The organism is Aliidongia dinghuensis (assembly GCF_014643535.1).
Taxonomy (GTDB): Bacteria; Pseudomonadota; Alphaproteobacteria; order ATCC43930; family CGMCC-115725; genus Aliidongia; species Aliidongia dinghuensis.
Map to the genome: position 1 here is coordinate 46,364 of NZ_BMJQ01000011.1, position 15,649 is coordinate 62,012.

The following is a 15,649-nucleotide window of genomic DNA, read 5'->3' on the forward strand; positions in this document are numbered from 1 at the left end:
ACTCATGCCAGGGTACTCATGCCAGGGGCGCTCATGACGGTGCTGCCCCAGGTGGGCCCAGCAGCGCCTCGACCGCCGGCAGCGTGCGGTGGACGATCACGTCGACGCCGGCCGGGGTCGGATGCAGCATGTCGGCCTGGTTGAGCTTGGGGTCGAGCGCCACGCCGTCGAGGAAGAACGGATAGAGCGGCACGCGGTGCTGGGCCGCCAGATCCGGATAGATCCGGTCGAAGCGCTGAGCATAGTCGGTGCCCCAGTTGCGCGGCGCCAGCATGCCCATCAGCAGCACCTTGACCTTGGCCTGCTCGAGCGCGCCCAGGATATGGTCAAGGTTGCTGCGCGTCTCGGTGGGCTCGAGCCCGCGCAGCGCGTCATTGCTGCCGAGCTCGACCAGCGCATAGTCGGGATGGTCGCCGAGCGCCCAGTCGAGCCGGGCGAGCCCGCCCGCCGACGTGTCGCCCGAGACGCCGGCATTGATGATGCGGACGTCGTAGCCCTTGACCTTCAACGCGGCCTCGAGCTTCGCCGGATAGGCGTCCTCCGGTGCCACGCCATAGCCGGCGGTCAGGCTGTCGCCGAACGCGAGGATCGTCGTCGGTGCCGCCTGCGCGGCGCCAACGGCGAGGCCGAACGCCAACAGCGCTGCGCCGAGATGGCGCAGTCTTGTGCGCCTGAACGCGTTGAAAAGCCAAGCCGGCGGGCCATATCCCGTCGACCTCGCCCGTCCTGATCCAGTACGTCCTAATCCAGCCCGTTCCGTTCCTGAAGGCCCCGGCATGAATTCGGCTCCCGCCAACAACGATGCCATGATCCGCCTCGATGCGTTGACGCTCAAACTGACGAGCGCCGGCGGCGAGGTCAACATCCTGAACGGGATCGATCTGGCGATCGATCCCGGTGCCACGGTCGGCATCGTGGGCCCCTCCGGCTCCGGCAAGACGACCCTCATGATGGTGATCGGTGGGCTGGAGCGGCCGACCGGCGGCCGCGTCACCGTCGCCGGCGTCGATTATAGCGGACTCGACGAGGACGCGCTTGCCCGGTTCCGCCGCGATCACGTGGGAATCGTCTTCCAGTCGTTCCACCTGCTGCCGACCATGAACGCGCTCGAGAATGTCGCGATCCCGCTCGAATTCGCCGGCCGGCGCGATGCGTTCGAGCGGGCGCGCGACGGGCTCATTGCGGTCGGGCTCGGTCATCGGCTCGACCATTACCCGAGCCAGCTCTCGGGCGGCGAGCAGCAGCGCGTGGCGCTCGCCCGTGCCTTCGCGGTCGAGCCCCGGCTGCTGATCGCCGACGAGCCGACCGGCAACCTCGACCAGGCGACGGGCCGCAAGATCATGGACCTGATGTTCAGCCTGCAGGCCAAGGCCGGCACGACCATGCTGCTCGTGACCCACGACCCGGCCTTGGCCGAACGCTGCGACCGGGTGATCGAGCTGGCGGACGGCCGGGTCGTCGGCGATCGCCGCCGGACCCTGGCGCCGGTCGCGGTCCATGGCTGACATCGCGAAAGCCGGCGTCGCGAGTGGCATCGCTCGCGAGCCGTCGACGCTGGCACTCGCCCTCCGCATCGCACGGAGCGAGCTCAAGGCCGGCCTCGGCATCGGCTTCAAGGGCTTCCGCGTCCTCATCCTGTGCCTGGCGATCGGCGTCGCGGCGATAGCTGGCGTCGGCTCGCTGTCGACGGCGCTCACCCAAGGCCTGCGCGCCGACGGCCAGGCGATCCTCGGCGGCGACGTCGAGTTCCGCCTGACCCAGCGCGGCATTCCGGCGGCGGAGGAGAATTATCTGGCCGGGGAGGGGCGCCTGAGCGTCGCGCGCGAGATGCGCGGCATGGCGCGCACGGCGGACGGCGGTGCGCGGGCGCTCGTCGAGCTGAAGGCGGTCGACGTCGCCTATCCGCTCTACGGTACGGTCGTGCTCGATCCTGCAATGTCGCTGGGTCAAGCGCTCGCCGACCAGGACGGGGTGCCCGGTGCCGTGGTCGATCCGCTGGTGCTCGACCGGCTCGGCCTGAAGCTTGGCGACCGGATCCGGCTGGGGGACGGCCAGTTCGAGATCCGCGCCCGGTTGACGCGCGAGCCCGACGCCGGCGCCAACCCGTTCAAGCTCGGGCCCCGCGTCATGATCGCGCGCGCAGCACTGGCCGGAACCGGCCTCGACCAGCCGGGCACCATCTCGGTCACCGTGGCGCGCCTCAAGCTCGATGCCGGCGTCAAGGCCGCGGACGTGATTGCGGCTGCGAACCGGACCTTCCCCGACGCCGGCTGGCGTGCGCGCGACACGACGGAGGCAGCACCCTCGATCCGCAATTTCCTCGACCGCACCGGCCTGTTCCTGGGGCTCGTCGGCCTCACGGCCCTGCTCGTCGGCGGCGTCGGCGTCGGCAATGCGGTCGCGGCGCATCTCGGCGAGAAGACCGAGACAATCGCCACGCTCAAATGCCTCGGCGCCTCGGCGCGCGTGATCTTCACGGCCTATCTGATCGAGATTGCGGCGCTCGCGCTCGTCGGCGTGGCCTTGGGCCTTGTCATCGGCGCCGTGGCGCCCTGGGGCGTCGTGGCGCTGGCCGGCGACAAGCTGCCGGTCGCGGCGCGGCTGGCACTCTATCCGCGGCCTTTGGGTCTCTCGGCGCTGTTCGGCGCGCTGGTGGCGCTCGCTTTCTCGCTCTGGCCCTTGGCCCGCGCGCGCGGTGTGCCGGCCGCGGCGCTGTTCCGCGCGGCGATCCTCGGCCTCGAAGGCCGGCTCGGCTGGCGCGACGGGCTCGCGACCGTCGTGGTGGCGCTGGCGCTGGCATGCCTCGCGATCGGCACGGCTGACGACAAGCGGTTGGCATTTTGGTTCGTCGGCGGCGTCGTGGCGGCACTCGTGCTGTTCCGCGGCGCCAGCGCGGGCATCATGGCGGCGGCCCGGCGGCTGCCGGCGATGCGCTGGCCTAGTCTTCGATTGGCGGTCGCCAACCTGCACCGGCCCGGGGCCGCGACGCCGAGCGTCGTCCTGTCGCTGGGGCTGGGCCTGACGGTGCTGGTCGCGGTGGCCCTCGTCGAATCGAGCCTCGGGCGCGAGGTGACGGAACGGCTGCCGGCCGCGGCACCCAGCACCTTCTTCATCGACATCCAGCCGGACGAGGTTCCGGGCTTCACCGATCTTGCGCGCCAGGCGCCCGGCATCACCGATCTCGAGCGGGTGCCGAACCTGCGCGCGCGCATCGTCAAGCTCAACGGCGTGCCGGTCGACCAGGCGCCGGTCGAGCCGTCGGCGCTCTGGGCCGTGCGCGGCGAGCGGGGGTTGACCTACGCCGCGACGCTGCCCGCCGGCAGCCGGGTCGTGAATGGCGCCTGGTGGCCGGCCGACTATCAGGGGCCGCCGCTCGTCTCGCTCGATGCGAATCTGGCCGAGGGCCTGCATCTGAAGCTCGGCGACACCATTACTTTCTCGGTCGCGGGCCGGGAGGTGAGCGGCACGCTCGCCAATTTCCGGCATATCGAGTGGTCGAGCCTCGGCATCAATTTCTTCACGATCTTCTCACCGGGCGCGCTCGAGCATGCGCCGCAGACCAATCTCGCGACCGTGCGCGCCGACACGCCGGCGGCGGCGGCGGCCCTCGAGCGCTCGGTCACCGACAAGTTCCCGAACGTGTCGGCGATCCGGGTCAAGGACGTGCTCGACACGATCAACCAGATCATGGGCGACATCGCCACCTCGATCCGCATCACCGCCGCCATCACGCTGGGATTGGGCGCGCTCGTGCTGTCGGGCGCCATCGCCGCGGGCCAGCAGCGCCGGGTCTACGAGGCGATCGTGCTGAAGGTGCTGGGCGGCACGCGCCGGCGCATCGCGCTCGGATTCCTCATTGAATACGGGCTCTTGGGCCTGACTGCGGCCGCGATCGCTGCCGGGCTCGGCACGATCGCCGCCTGGGCGCTCACTACCCGGGTGATGCACGGCGAATGGAGCTTCGACGGCTGGCGCGTCGTCGAGACGGCGCTCGCGAGCGTCGCCCTCACCCTCGTCGTCGGTTTCGCCGGCACCTGGCGGGCCTTGGGCGCCAAGGCGGCCGCCCGGCTTCGGGACGAATAGCTCCGGGATGAATAATCGTTAATGTTCCGGACCTGTGCTATTTATTGAATCGGGGACGAAAATCCCAATATTCTCGGGTGCTGGGTTTACCCACGTTTACGATATGAGGCTTAAATGTCTTACGGTTCTCAGGATCCCTGGTCGGTAGGCCGCAGCGCGGCGGCGGTTGGGGCCGAGTACGATCTCGGTCTCCGCGCCTTCATGCTCCGCGTCTACAACTACATGGCCTCGGGCTTGGCGCTGACGGGCATCACGGCCTGGCTCGCCGCCGAGACCGGTTTCTACCTGCAGATCGCGCACACGCCGCTGATCTATGTGGTGATGTTCGCACCGTTCATCCTGGTCATGGTGCTGGGCTTCCGGATCCAGAAGATGAGCTTCGGCGGCGCCCAGGCGACGTTCTGGGCCTATTCGGCCCTGATGGGCCTGTCGCTCGCCGGCATCTTCCTGGTGTTTACGCACACCAGCATAGCGCTCACCTTCTTCATCACGGCCGCGACCTTCCTCGGCATGAGCCTCTATGGCTACACGACGAAGGCGGACCTGACGAAGATGGGCTCGTTCATGATGATGGGCCTGATCGGCATCATCCTCGCCAGCCTGGTCAATATGTTCTTCCACTCGAGCGGGCTGCAGTTCGTGATCTCGGTGATCGGCGTGATCGTGTTCACGGGCCTCACCGCCTGGGACACGCAGCGCATCAAGGAGCAGTACGACTATGTCGCCGGTTATGACGGCCAGACGGTCGGCAAGACGGCGATCATGGGCGCGCTCACGCTCTATCTCGACTTCATCAACCTGTTCATGCTGCTGCTGCAGTTCTTCGGCCAACGCCGCGACTGACCCACGCTGCAGCCGGTGTCTGCGAACCGCCCGGAAGCGACCGCTTCCGGGCGGTTTTCTTTGTGGCGCAGCGGTAGCGCCTGAGTTTACCGGTTCTTATGGATTTCGCGACAATTTGAGCGAACGGCCCGCCCTGGAATCGATTCGGCGGTGGGGCCTTGCGCATCCGCGTCCAAAGGACGTCACGAACGTGGGGCCGATGAGCCAAGCGAACATCGAGACCGTCGAGAGTCTGCCGCACGCGCTCACCAATCTCGTGGGCTTCGGCGGGGCCGCCCTCGTCGTCGAGCCGTCCGGCGAGGTCCGGGGCGCGAACGACCTCGGCATCGACCTGCTCGCCAATTTCGACGACGACACGGTCCACGAGGTCGCGATCGCCGGCGCGCGGGCCATCGCGGCCGGGGCGCTCCGGCTGGAGCGGCTCAATGGCCCGTTCCCCGGCGATTGCGCCGACGTGATCATTCAGCCGCTCGTCGGCCGTGCGGCCGGCGCCCTGGTGCTGATCGCGACCAACCCGGCGGAAAGTGCGCTGCGCCGCGCGCTCATCGAAAGTCGGCAGCGTTATCGCGACCTGGTCGAGGCGGCGAGCGAGTTCGTCTGGGAGACCGACCGCCACGGCCGCTTCGTCTTCCTGTCGGGCTCCGGCGCCTTCGGCTACGCGACCCGCGATTTGCTCGGCCGGCTTGCGACCGATTTCGTGGTCGACGCCTCGCCCTTGCCCTATCCGGTGTTCCAGGCGCGCGACACGGTGCTGCAGACCGACGTCTGGCTGCAGCGGGCCGACGGCACCACCTCGTGCCAGTCGATCACCGCGGTGCCGATCTACGATCCCGACGGCCAATGGTGCGGCACGCGCGGCATGGGCCGCGACGTGACCGAGCAGCGCGAGCGGGAGCGGGCCGAGAAGCAGCGGCTCTTGCGCGACCGGCTCATGACCTATCTGGGCGACACGATCCGCACCGAGATCAATCCCGAAAAGACGCTGCCGGCGGCGCTCTCGGGCACCGGCCTCGCGATCGGCGCCGACGGCGGCATGATCCTCGCCGGCCATCCGGCGGCTGCGAGCTATGACGTCGTCTCGTGGGGCGAACCGCTGCCCGAGCATGATTTCCCCGAAGCGCATGCGGCGCTCGTCGAGCAGGGCGCGGTCGATCTGCTGCGTGGCGGCCTGCAGCTCATCGGCCAGCTGACCGAGGATGCGAGCGCTGGCGACGGCCGCATCAACGGTGCCGTGCTGTTCTGGTGCAAGACCGAGAGCCGCGGCTTCGGCGACGGCGATCGGGCGGTCTTGAGCGACGTCGCGGCCCAGATCGGCCTCGCGATCGCGCAGCTGAAGAAATTCCACGAGATCGTCACGATCTCGAACACCGACAGCCTGACCGGCGTCTTGAACCGGCGCGCCTTCTTCGCCGATCTGGAACGGCGGCTCGGTCGGCACATGGTGGCGCAGACCGGCGGCGCGCTCGTCTATCTCGACATCAATAACCTGAAGGCGCTCAACGACTATGCCGGCCACCTGGCCGGCGACCGGGCGATCCTGACCTTTGCCGAGTTGACCAAGGCGGCGACGCGGGCCTCGGACCTGATCGCGCGCATCGGCGGCGACGAGTTCCTGATCTGGCTCGACGGCGTCACGGCGGAGAGCGCTCCCGTGCGCGCCGAGGCGCTGCTCCTCCAGATGAACCGGCTCGAGCAATTGTCCGTGGTCCCGGATCGCCCGCTCGGCGTCTCGATCGGCATGGCGCTCTACGATGGTGCGGCACCGGTGGCACTCGACCGGCTGCTCGCAGCCGCGGACGCGGCGATGTACCGGGTCAAGGCCCGGCGCAAGAGCGGATACGAGATTGCGCCTCGGCTCCTGCCTGACGATACTGGCCCGCCGGAGCCGCTCGACGCCATGGCCGGCATGGCCGGAGAGCCCATCCGAGCGGATGGGTCGGTGGAATGAAGGGTCTGCTTCAACGCATTTTTCAAATCGGCGCCGGGTCGCCGGTGATCGACTACGAAGAGTCCAAGCGTCTCATCCAGAGCCGGAATCCGGCCGACCGGCGCCGTGTCGCCGGCAATCTGCAGGTCAAGCCCGAAGTCCTCTATTTCCTCGCGAGCGATCCCGACCCGACTGTGCGCACGGCGGTCGCCGGCAACGAGGCGACGCCGGTTCAGGCAGACCTGATCCTCGCCCGGGACGCACACGAGGCGGTGCGCGCCGATCTCGCGCACAAGATTGCTCGGCTGGCCCCGACCCTGACCCAGCGTCAGAGCGACCGGGTCAAGGAAATCACCTATCAGGTGCTGGAGGCGCTCGTCCGAGACCAGACCGTGAAGGTGCGCAAGATCGTCGCCGACACGCTGAAAAAGATGCCCGACGCCCCGCCCGAGATCGTGCAGCATCTGGCGCGCGATCCGGAGCTCTCGGTCGCCGGGCCGCTCCTGCAATATTCGCCGCTGCTGACAGACGAGGATCTGCTGGACCTGGTGCGCCAGATGCCGATCCCGGGCGCGGTGCGGGCGATCGCCAAGCGGAAGGGCCTGTCCGCTGCGGTCTCGGACGAGATCAGCGCCGGCGACGATGTCGACGCGATTACGGCGCTCTTGAGCAATGGGAGCGCACAGATCCGCGAGGAGACGCTCGACGTGCTCATCGAGCGGGCGCCGGCGCACAAGGCCTGGCACCGCCCGCTGGTCGAGCGTCCGCGCCTGTCGGACAGTGCGGCGAAGCGGCTCGCCCGTTTCGTGGCACAGGACTTGATCCAGCATCTGACGGCGCGCGGCGACCTGGCGCTCGACACGATCAAGGCGCTGCAGGCGGTCGTGCTCGCCCGGCTCGAAGCCGAGGGTGGCAGCGAGGCGGCGGCGGAGCCGGCCGGCGACAGACTGCTGGCCGAGGCGAGGCGGCTCAAGGACGCCGGCAAGCTCACCGAATCGGCACTCGTCGACGCGCTCATCGACGGCCGGCGGGAGCTGGTCAACGCCGGGCTCGCGGTCCTGGCGGAACAGCCGCTCGGCGTCGTCGAGAAGATCCTGTCGTCGCACAGTCCCAAGGGCATCACGGCGCTCGTCTGGAAGGCCGGCCTGTCCATGCGGTTTTCCGTGCGGCTGCAGAGCGTCGTGGCGCGCATCCCGGCGCCCCAGACCCTGAAGCCGCGGGCCGACGGCGGTTTCCCCTTGTCGGAAGAGGCGCTCGCCTGGCAGCTGGACTTCTTCGCCGACATGACGGCCGAAGGCAGCCAGCGGCAGAGCGCCCTGTAAGCTCGCCTCCGAAATGACCGATCGCGTCGCCTGAGCATGTGGCCGATGCCTTCGGCCCTTCAGGGAATTGACGCTCGGTCAGGCGCCGATGAAGGAAATTCTACCGCCCGTCGCGTGGTGCTTCCGCGACACAGGTTTTCACTCGCTTTTCGACTGTCACAATTGTCATCTTCTGCGGATTGACAGCCTGCGGCGAACGGCCTAATGCGAGACCGTTCCGGGGCGGCGCCAATGCCTTGTTCCGGAACGCCCATCGCCCTTCAGAGAGTGAAATGGCCAGTCACAGTAGTGGCGCCCTTGTCGGAGTCGATATCGAAGTCGATCCTTCCGGCCTGGGCACCGCGCAAAATTACGGAAGTTTCTCGCCGGCCGCGAGTGCCGGCGTACGGGCCCCCACCTTCTGACGGGGATCGTGCGTCGCCTTGAAGCCGGGAAACGTCCCGCTTGGAGGTGATGCATGAACATCTTCGTATGTCCGCCGATGGCGCGCGCGCCCCGAGGCGTCCGGATCAGGGAGCGCTGCGTCGATGCGCGGTGATTCCTTCCTGTTCGCGATCACGCCGCGGCGTGAGCTGCTGCCCAACCGCTGGGATCTGGTCGCATTCCCACTGATCATCGGCTTGCTGGCGCTGACGATGATCGGCGGCAAGCAGATGAGCGCGCCGCTTACCATCCTCGACGCCGGCGCGGTGACGCTCGACCCCGCCAACCTGCCGGAATACGCGCTGCGCACGACGTTGCGCATGCTGGCGGCCCTCGTCTGGTCGGTTGTCTTCACGCTCGTCTACGGCACGCTCGCGGCCAAGAGCCGGCGGGCCGAACTCGTGCTGATCCCGATCCTCGACATCCTCCAGTCGGTGCCGGTCCTAAGCTACATCTCGTTCACAGTGCTGTTCTTCATGGCGCTGTTTCCGGGCAAGGTCGCGGGAGCGGAGCTGGCGGCGATCTTCGCCATCTTCACGGCCCAGGCCTGGAACATGACCTTCAGCTTCTACCAGTCGCTGCGGACGGTGCCGCGCGACCTGGACGAGGCGTCGCGCGGCTTCCGGTTTTCCGCCTGGCAACGCTTCTGGCGGCTCGAAGTGCCATTCGCCATGCCGGGCCTCATCTGGAACATGATGATGTCCATGTCGGGCAGCTGGTTCTTCGTGGTCGCGGTCGAAGCGGTCACGGTCGGCGACACGACGATCACGCTGCCCGGTATCGGCGCCTATCTGTCGAAGGCGATCGACGACCGCAACCTCAGTGCCGTCGGCTGGACGATCGTGGCCATGATCGTGGTCATCATCCTCTACGACCAGCTGATGTTCCGGCCGCTCGTCGCCTGGGCCGACAAGTTCCGCTTCGAGATGACTGCGGCGCAGGCGGCCCCCGAGTCCTGGTTCCTCGACATGATGCGCCGGGCCCGCCTCGTGCAGCACGTGGGTCAGCCGATCGGCTGGCTCATCCGCGGCTTCCTGCGCCTGCGCGTGCCGATGCCCCAGGGCCGGCAGCAAACGAATGTGCGGCGCTCGCCCATGTCGAAGATCATCGACTGGGCGTGGTATGTGGTCGTGGCCATCGGTACGATCTACGTCGCCTGGAGCATCATTGACTTCATCACCGCCGAACTGGGCTGGAGCGATCTCTGGACCGTTCTGACGCTCGGTTTCTACACGTTGTTGCGCGTCGCAATCCTGATCGTGGTCGCCTCGCTCATCTGGGTTCCGCTCGGCGTCATGATCGGCCTGCGCCCCAAGCTCGCTGAGCGCGTGCAGCCGCTGGCGCAATTCCTGGCGGCCTTCCCGTCGAACCTGCTGTTCCCGATCGCGGTCGTGGTGATCCTCAAATATAAGCTCAACCCGGATATCTGGCTGTCGCCGCTCATCATCCTCGGCACACAATGGTACATCCTGTTCAACGTCATCGCCGGGGCCACGACCTATCCGAACGAGCTCCGGGAAGCGGCGGACAATTTCAAGATCCGCGGCTGGCAATGGTGGCGCAAGGTCATGCTGCCGGGCATCTTCCCCTATTACGTGACCGGGGCGATCACCGCGTCCGGCGGCGCCTGGAACGCTTCCATCGTGGCCGAGGTCGTGAAGTGGGGCGATGACACCGTCAAGGCCCACGGCCTCGGCGCCTACATCACCGACACCACCACGGCAGCCGACTATCCCAAGATCGTGCTCGGCGTCGCCGTCATGTCGTTCTTCGTCATTGTGTTCAACCGCACCATCTGGCGTCCGCTCTATGCCTATGCCGAGCGCCGGTTCCGGTTGGATTGAGGAGGCAGCAAACCATGTTGAATCTGGTTCAGACCCAAGCGGCGCCCGGCGCCGAAGTGCTGTCGGCCAAGGGCGTCCGCCAGGGCTTCGAGAAGAGTGCCGGCGAGCTGCTCGTCCTCGACAATGTCGACCTCACGCTGCGCGACGGCGAGATCGTGGCGCTGCTCGGCCGATCCGGCTCGGGCAAGTCCACGCTGCTCCGCATCATCGCCGGCCTGATCCGGCCCAGCGCCGGCGAGGTGATGTATCGCGGCGAGCCGGTCAAGGGGCCGGCCGAGGGCATCGCGATGGTGTTCCAGACCTTCGCGCTCTTCCCGTGGCTGACCGTGCTGCAGAACGTCGAGGCCGGGCTCGAGGCACTGGGCGTCGATCCCAAGGAATCGCGCAAGCGCGCGCTGGCGGCGATCGACCTCATCGGTCTCGACGGCTTCGAATCGGCCTATCCGCGCGAGCTCTCGGGCGGCATGCGGCAGCGTGTGGGCTTCGCCCGCGCCCTCGTCGTCGACCCGACCATCCTCTTGATGGACGAGCCGTTCTCGGCGCTCGACGTGCTGACGGCGGAGACGCTCCGCACCGATCTGCTCGATCTCTGGATGGAGAAGCGGCTGCCGACCAAGTCGGTGCTGCTCGTCACCCATAATATCGAAGAGGCCGTGTTCATGGCCGACCGCATCCTGGTGTTCTCGTCGAACCCGGGGCGCGTCGCGGCCGAGATCAGGGTGCCGTTCGCGCACCCGCGCGACCGGCTCGACCCGACGTTCCGCCAGATGGTCGACGAGATCTATGCCAAGATGACGGCAAGGCCGGCACCCGACGCCAAGGGCAAGGTCAAGGGCGTCGAGATCGGCACCTGGATCCCGCGCGTCTCGACCAACATCATGGCCGGTCTGCTCGAGACGGTCGCGGCGGCCCCCTACAGCGGCCGGGCCGACCTGCCCGAGATCGCGCGCAGCCTGCAGCTCGAAGGCGACGAGCTGTTCCCGGCGGCGGAAGCGCTGCAGAACCTGGGCTTCGCTGAAGTGCGGGATGCCGACATCCACCTGACCATGCCGGGCCGGGTGTTTGCCGAGGCCGATACCCAGCAGCGCAAGCGCATGTTCTCGGACCATCTGCTGCGCCACTATCCGCTCGCGGCCCATATCCGCCGCGTGCTGGACGAGCGTCCGGGCCACCGCGCGCCGCGCGTGCGCTTCGAGCAGGAGCTCGAGGATTACCTGAGCGACGATGCGGCCGAGGAGACGATCGACACGATCATTAACTGGGGCCGCTATGGCGAGGTCTTCTCCTACGAGGACCAGGCCGAGATGTTCAGCCTGGAGAATCCCGAAGGCTGATCAGGAGGGACGGGCGGTGGCGACCGATGCCTCCGCCCGTTCGAACGTCTGCCCGTTCAGACGTCCGCCACCTGGCGCTCGACCTGCCAGCGGGCGGCCGAGACATAGGGCTCGAGGCTGAGCCGCCCGATGATTTGCTCCAGCGCCGCATGCTTCGGCGACGCTGCCACCGCCTGGGCTGTCACCACCACCTTGACCGTGTCCGGGGCGTCTTCGCTGTCGAGCCGGCGGAGGCCGAGGCCGGCGCCGGACAGCGCGTGCAGCAGCAGCGAGCGGATATGCGCCTCCTCGGCGGCCCGGCAGGTGACCGAAACCGCATAGTGCGTCTCGACCTCACTCGCCGCGGTCGAGCCTTGCCGGTTGATCAGCCGCACGAGCGGCCGTAGCACCATGTTGGTCGCCACGACGAAAGCCGCGGCGATGCCGCTCGCGATGAAGAAGCCGCCGCCCGAGAAGGCGCCCACCATGGCCGAGCACCAGAGCGTCGCGGCCGTGTTCAGGCCCTGGACATTGAAGCCGTCGCGCATGATGACGCCGGCGCCGAGGAAGCCGATGCCCGAGACGATCTGCGCCGCCATGCGCGTCGGGCTGCCTTCGCCCGGATAGAGGCCGGAGAACACGACAAAGCCGGCGGCGCCGAGCGCCACCAGCGCATTCGTGCGCAAGCCAGCCATCTTCTGGCGCCATTGCCGCTCGAAGCCGATCGCCGAGCCCAGCAGCAGCGCGTAGCCCAAGCGCAGCAGAATGACGTGCCAATCCATCGCCGCCCGTTCCGTTCCTCAAGTTCGGCCGCGCATGCTGCCGCCGGATTGTTACAGTTTGAAGATCGGTGCCGCCGGAAGCGGAGAGGAACCTCAGGTCAGGTAGGAATGCATGATCTCGATCAGCTCCTCGGCGGCCTCGCTCTGCGGGCTGCCGCGCCGCTCGGGATCGATCACATGCTCGCGGATATGGTCTTCGACCACTTCGGCGATGAAGCCGTCGAGCGCGCCCCGGCAGGCGGTCGCCTGCTGCAAGATGGCGAGACAGGAGCCGTCCTCCTCCAGCACGCGCTGGATCGCGTCGATCTGGCCGCGGATCCGACGCATGCGATTCACGAGCTTCTGCTTTTCCTTTTCCGAGTGTGTCATGTCTCTTGTCCCATACCCCTCTAGGGTATATATCACGACCACGGCCGAACGCGGGCAGAAATGCGCGTGCCCGGCCGGTCGGTCGTCGTTCCGGCGGCATCCGACTGTTTCAACCAGCTCAAGGGATCACATGAACCCGCGATCTAGCAGCTCGTCGATCGACTGTCACAGTAGGCGCTCCGCGTCTATTGCACAGGCATCGCTGAGCTCGTCCATCGCTCGGGCGGCCCTTGTGACCGTGTTGGAGGTGTCGACGCCCGCGCGTTGACGCCGTCCGGCGGCCGCAGCCTCCCGAGCTCGAGCAACTGTCCGAGCTAAAAGGAGGCGCCGATGGCCGCCTTTCTCTCCCTCGTCCCCGTTGGGGATTTCGTGTCCGCGTCCGCGACCCCGCTCCGTGCGCGTCTCCGCCTCGTGCCGGGTGGCTTTGCGCCGCGCCCGCTGGGAGCCCGCGCCCGCTGGCAGCGCGCGCCCGACGGCGCGCTGGTGTGCCGCTGGCAACCGGCCGGCGACGACCCGGCTTGACCGTTTCCCATCCGGCGGCCCTGACCGGCCGCCCGTGAGGCCCGCCCGCCGCCGCGGCGGCCGACCCTAGGCGCGCCGCGGCGCGATCAGCATCTTCGCAAGTTTCTGTGAAAGAGGAGGACTGCCATGTCCGCCATCGAAATCGACAACGCGCCGCGTTCGGCGGTGCTCGACGACGCCCATTTGGGCGATATCCGCGGGGCATTCGGCACGATCCGCCAGGGCGACATCGCGCCGCGCACCGGCTGGTGGGCGCGCTTCAAGACCCTGCTCGCCATTCTTGGCCCCGGCCTCATCGTCATGGTCGGCGACAATGACGCGGGCGCGTTCGGCACCTATACCCAGGCCGGCCAGAACTATGGCACGAGCCTGCTCTGGACGCTGCTGCTGCTGGTGCCCGTGCTCTACGTGAACCAGGAGATGGTGCTGCGTCTTGGCGCCGTCACCGGCGTCGGCCATGCCCGGCTGATCTTCGCCCGGTTCGGCAAGTTCTGGGGCGCGTTCAGCGTCATCGATCTGTTCCTCCTGAACGCGCTTACCATCGTGACCGAGTTCATCGGCATCACGCTGGCGCTCGACTATCTGGGCATCTCCAAGGAGCTCGGCGTCGTGGCCGCAGCCGTGCTGGTGATCGCCGCCGCCGGGACCGGCGACTTCCGCCGCTTCGAGCGGTTCGCGATGCTCCTGTGTTTCGGCAGCCTGCTGCTGGTGCCGGTGTTCCTGGCGGTGCATCCGCCGATGGGGCAGGTGGCACTCGACTTCGTCAAGCCGCAGCTTCCGGCCGACGGCAAACTGGCGGACGTCATGCTGCTGATCATCGGCATCGTCGGCACGACGGTGGCGCCCTGGCAGCTGTTCTTCCAGCAGAGCTACGTCATCGACAAGCGCATCACGCCGCGCTTCATGCGGTATGAGCGCGCCGACCTGTGGTTCGGCATCGTGCTCGTCATCATCGGCGCTGTCGCCATGATGGCGTTCACGGCGGCAACATTCCAGGGCCAGGCCGAGTTCGGCAATTTCACCGATGCCGGCGGCGTGTCGGCGGGGCTCGAAAAATACGTCGGCAAGGTGCCGGGCGTGCTGTTCGCGGTGGCGCTGATCGACGCCAGCATCATCGGCGCTGCCGCCGTGTCGCTGTCGACGGCCTATGCGCTGGGCGATGTGCTGTCGCTGAAGCACTCGCTGCATCGCAAGGCGACGGACGCGAAGGGCTTCTACGCGGTCTATGCCGGGCTGATCGCGCTGGCGGCGGCGCTCGTGCTGACGCCGGGCACGCCGCTCGGGCTGCTCACCAACGCGGTGCAGAGCCTGGCCGGCGTCCTGCTGCCGAGCGCCACCGTGTTCCTGCTGCTGCTGTGCAACGACAAGGCGGTGCTGGGGCCCTGGGTCAACGGCCGCTGGCTGAACCTGTTCACCGGCGCCGTCATCGCCATCCTCGTCACGCTCTCGATCATCCTGACGGCGTCGGTCATCTTCCCGGACATCGAGGGCGACACCATCGTCCTCATGCTGGAAGCCGGGGGCGGCGTCACGGTGGTCGTGGCGGCGATCAGCTGGGCGATCCATCGCAGCCGTGGCGATGTGGTCCGGCCCATCGACCGCACCGGCCAGGCAACCTGGCGGATGCCGCCGCTCGATCGGCTCAAGGCCGTTCGGCTGTCGCTGCAGAACAAGATCTGGATGAGCGTGCTGCGGCTCTATCTGGTCGGTGCCGGCGGGCTGGTGCTCTGGCGCATCGTGCTGCTCGCGGTCGGGGGCGGCGAATGACGGGAGGCGTGGAACGGGGCGGTGGTTGCGCCGCCCCGGCGACCAGGAGAGTGCGATGAACGGCGTGATGCAAGGCAAGGCGATGTGCGAGCTCGCAACACTCTCGACGCGGGCGCTCTGGTGCTGCGCGGTCTGGATGGCGTCCCACGATCGGTCGGGAGCGGAATCGAGGCTGCTCGACCTTGCGGCTCGGCAGCAAGCCGCTCGCTGGGAGCGGGTTCAGGCACGTCCCGCGAGCCAGCCGCCGTCGTGACACGATCGAGAGCGAGGACGATGGACGGACAACCGCACAGGCCCGATCCCGACGCGCGTCGGGACCGGGCGGGGTTTGACATTCGAACGCAGTCGGCGCACCGGCGGCGGAACGGCGGGCTCTACCCGATCACGGGCTAGGGTTTCGGCGTCCGTCTCCGCTGCCGGCCAGCGACGGAGACGGAAATGACAGCCACGATTT

General features: G+C 67.9%; 12 protein-coding genes. 9 read left to right on the top strand and 3 right to left on the bottom strand.

Annotated elements, in window-relative coordinates; all coding sequences use genetic code 11:
• Positions 1–31: 31 nt before the first annotated feature.
• Positions 32–637, bottom strand: a complete 606-nt coding sequence (locus tag IEY58_RS20480; protein WP_229743845.1) for an arylesterase — start codon at positions 635–637, stop codon at positions 32–34.
• Between the two features lie 139 nt (positions 638–776).
• On the opposite strand from IEY58_RS20480, the gene IEY58_RS20485 reads away from it, so the two are divergent.
• The 7 genes from IEY58_RS20485 (at position 777) to IEY58_RS20515 (ending at position 11,776) form a co-directional block, all read left to right on the top strand.
• Positions 777–1,505: an ABC transporter ATP-binding protein gene (locus IEY58_RS20485; RefSeq protein WP_229743846.1), complete on the top strand. Its 729-nt coding sequence runs from the start codon at positions 777–779 to the stop codon at positions 1,503–1,505.
• A complete protein-coding gene (locus tag IEY58_RS20490; protein WP_189049218.1) occupies positions 1,498–4,083 on the top strand; it encodes an ABC transporter permease in 2,586 nt (861 codons plus the stop codon). Before IEY58_RS20485 ends, IEY58_RS20490 begins: the two co-directional genes overlap by 8 nt.
• Before the next feature lie 114 nt (positions 4,084–4,197).
• Entirely contained in the window at positions 4,198–4,926 is a 729-nt protein-coding gene (locus IEY58_RS20495) for a Bax inhibitor-1/YccA family protein (RefSeq protein WP_189049219.1), read from the top strand.
• 199 nt (positions 4,927–5,125) lie between these two features.
• Positions 5,126–6,874, top strand: coding sequence for a GGDEF domain-containing protein (locus IEY58_RS20500; RefSeq protein WP_189049221.1), 1,749 nt, complete (start codon positions 5,126–5,128; stop codon positions 6,872–6,874).
• Positions 6,871–8,175 carry a DUF2336 domain-containing protein gene (locus IEY58_RS20505; protein ID WP_189049223.1) on the top strand — a complete coding sequence of 435 codons (1,305 nt, stop codon included), beginning with the start codon at positions 6,871–6,873 and terminating at the stop codon, positions 8,173–8,175. Before IEY58_RS20500 ends, IEY58_RS20505 begins: the two co-directional genes overlap by 4 nt.
• A gap of 527 nt (positions 8,176–8,702) precedes the next feature.
• Positions 8,703–10,442 (top strand): ABC transporter permease, encoded by a 1,740-nt coding sequence (locus IEY58_RS20510; protein WP_189049225.1) that lies wholly within the window; start codon positions 8,703–8,705, stop codon positions 10,440–10,442.
• A gap of 14 nt (positions 10,443–10,456) precedes the next feature.
• Positions 10,457–11,776 (top strand): ABC transporter ATP-binding protein, encoded by a 1,320-nt coding sequence (locus IEY58_RS20515; protein WP_189049227.1) that lies wholly within the window; start codon positions 10,457–10,459, stop codon positions 11,774–11,776.
• A gap of 56 nt (positions 11,777–11,832) precedes the next feature.
• Here the strand turns inward: IEY58_RS20515 and IEY58_RS20520 are convergent, their stop codons facing one another.
• On the bottom strand, positions 11,833–12,537 hold the full coding sequence (locus IEY58_RS20520) for an MgtC/SapB family protein (protein ID WP_189049229.1): 705 nt from the start codon (positions 12,535–12,537) through the stop codon (positions 11,833–11,835).
• Positions 12,538–12,630: 93 nt separating this feature from the next.
• Positions 12,631–12,906 (bottom strand): metal/formaldehyde-sensitive transcriptional repressor, encoded by a 276-nt coding sequence (locus IEY58_RS20525; RefSeq protein WP_189049231.1) that lies wholly within the window; start codon positions 12,904–12,906, stop codon positions 12,631–12,633.
• Between the two features lie 648 nt (positions 12,907–13,554).
• Here IEY58_RS20525 and IEY58_RS20530 point away from each other — a divergent pair.
• Positions 13,555–15,195: an NRAMP family divalent metal transporter gene (locus tag IEY58_RS20530; RefSeq protein WP_189049233.1), complete on the top strand. Its 1,641-nt coding sequence runs from the start codon at positions 13,555–13,557 to the stop codon at positions 15,193–15,195.
• A 55-nt stretch (positions 15,196–15,250) separates the two neighbouring features.
• Entirely contained in the window at positions 15,251–15,448 is a 198-nt protein-coding gene (locus IEY58_RS20535) for a hypothetical protein (protein WP_189049235.1), read from the top strand.
• Positions 15,449–15,649: the final 201 nt, after the last annotated feature.

Coding starts and splice junctions, on each gene's coding strand:
- IEY58_RS20485 (WP_229743846.1), top strand. CDS start 777: ATGAATTCGGCTCCCGCCAACAACGATGCCATGATCCGCCTCGATGCG.
- IEY58_RS20490 (WP_189049218.1), top strand. CDS start 1,498: ATGGCTGACATCGCGAAAGCCGGCGTCGCGAGTGGCATCGCTCGCGAG.
- IEY58_RS20495 (WP_189049219.1), top strand. CDS start 4,198: ATGTCTTACGGTTCTCAGGATCCCTGGTCGGTAGGCCGCAGCGCGGCG.
- IEY58_RS20500 (WP_189049221.1), top strand. CDS start 5,126: ATGAGCCAAGCGAACATCGAGACCGTCGAGAGTCTGCCGCACGCGCTC.
- IEY58_RS20505 (WP_189049223.1), top strand. CDS start 6,871: ATGAAGGGTCTGCTTCAACGCATTTTTCAAATCGGCGCCGGGTCGCCG.
- IEY58_RS20510 (WP_189049225.1), top strand. CDS start 8,703: ATGCGCGGTGATTCCTTCCTGTTCGCGATCACGCCGCGGCGTGAGCTG.
- IEY58_RS20515 (WP_189049227.1), top strand. CDS start 10,457: ATGTTGAATCTGGTTCAGACCCAAGCGGCGCCCGGCGCCGAAGTGCTG.
- IEY58_RS20520 (WP_189049229.1), bottom strand. CDS start 12,537: ATGGATTGGCACGTCATTCTGCTGCGCTTGGGCTACGCGCTGCTGCTG.
- IEY58_RS20525 (WP_189049231.1), bottom strand. CDS start 12,906: ATGACACACTCGGAAAAGGAAAAGCAGAAGCTCGTGAATCGCATGCGT.
- IEY58_RS20530 (WP_189049233.1), top strand. CDS start 13,555: ATGTCCGCCATCGAAATCGACAACGCGCCGCGTTCGGCGGTGCTCGAC.
- IEY58_RS20535 (WP_189049235.1), top strand. CDS start 15,251: ATGAACGGCGTGATGCAAGGCAAGGCGATGTGCGAGCTCGCAACACTC.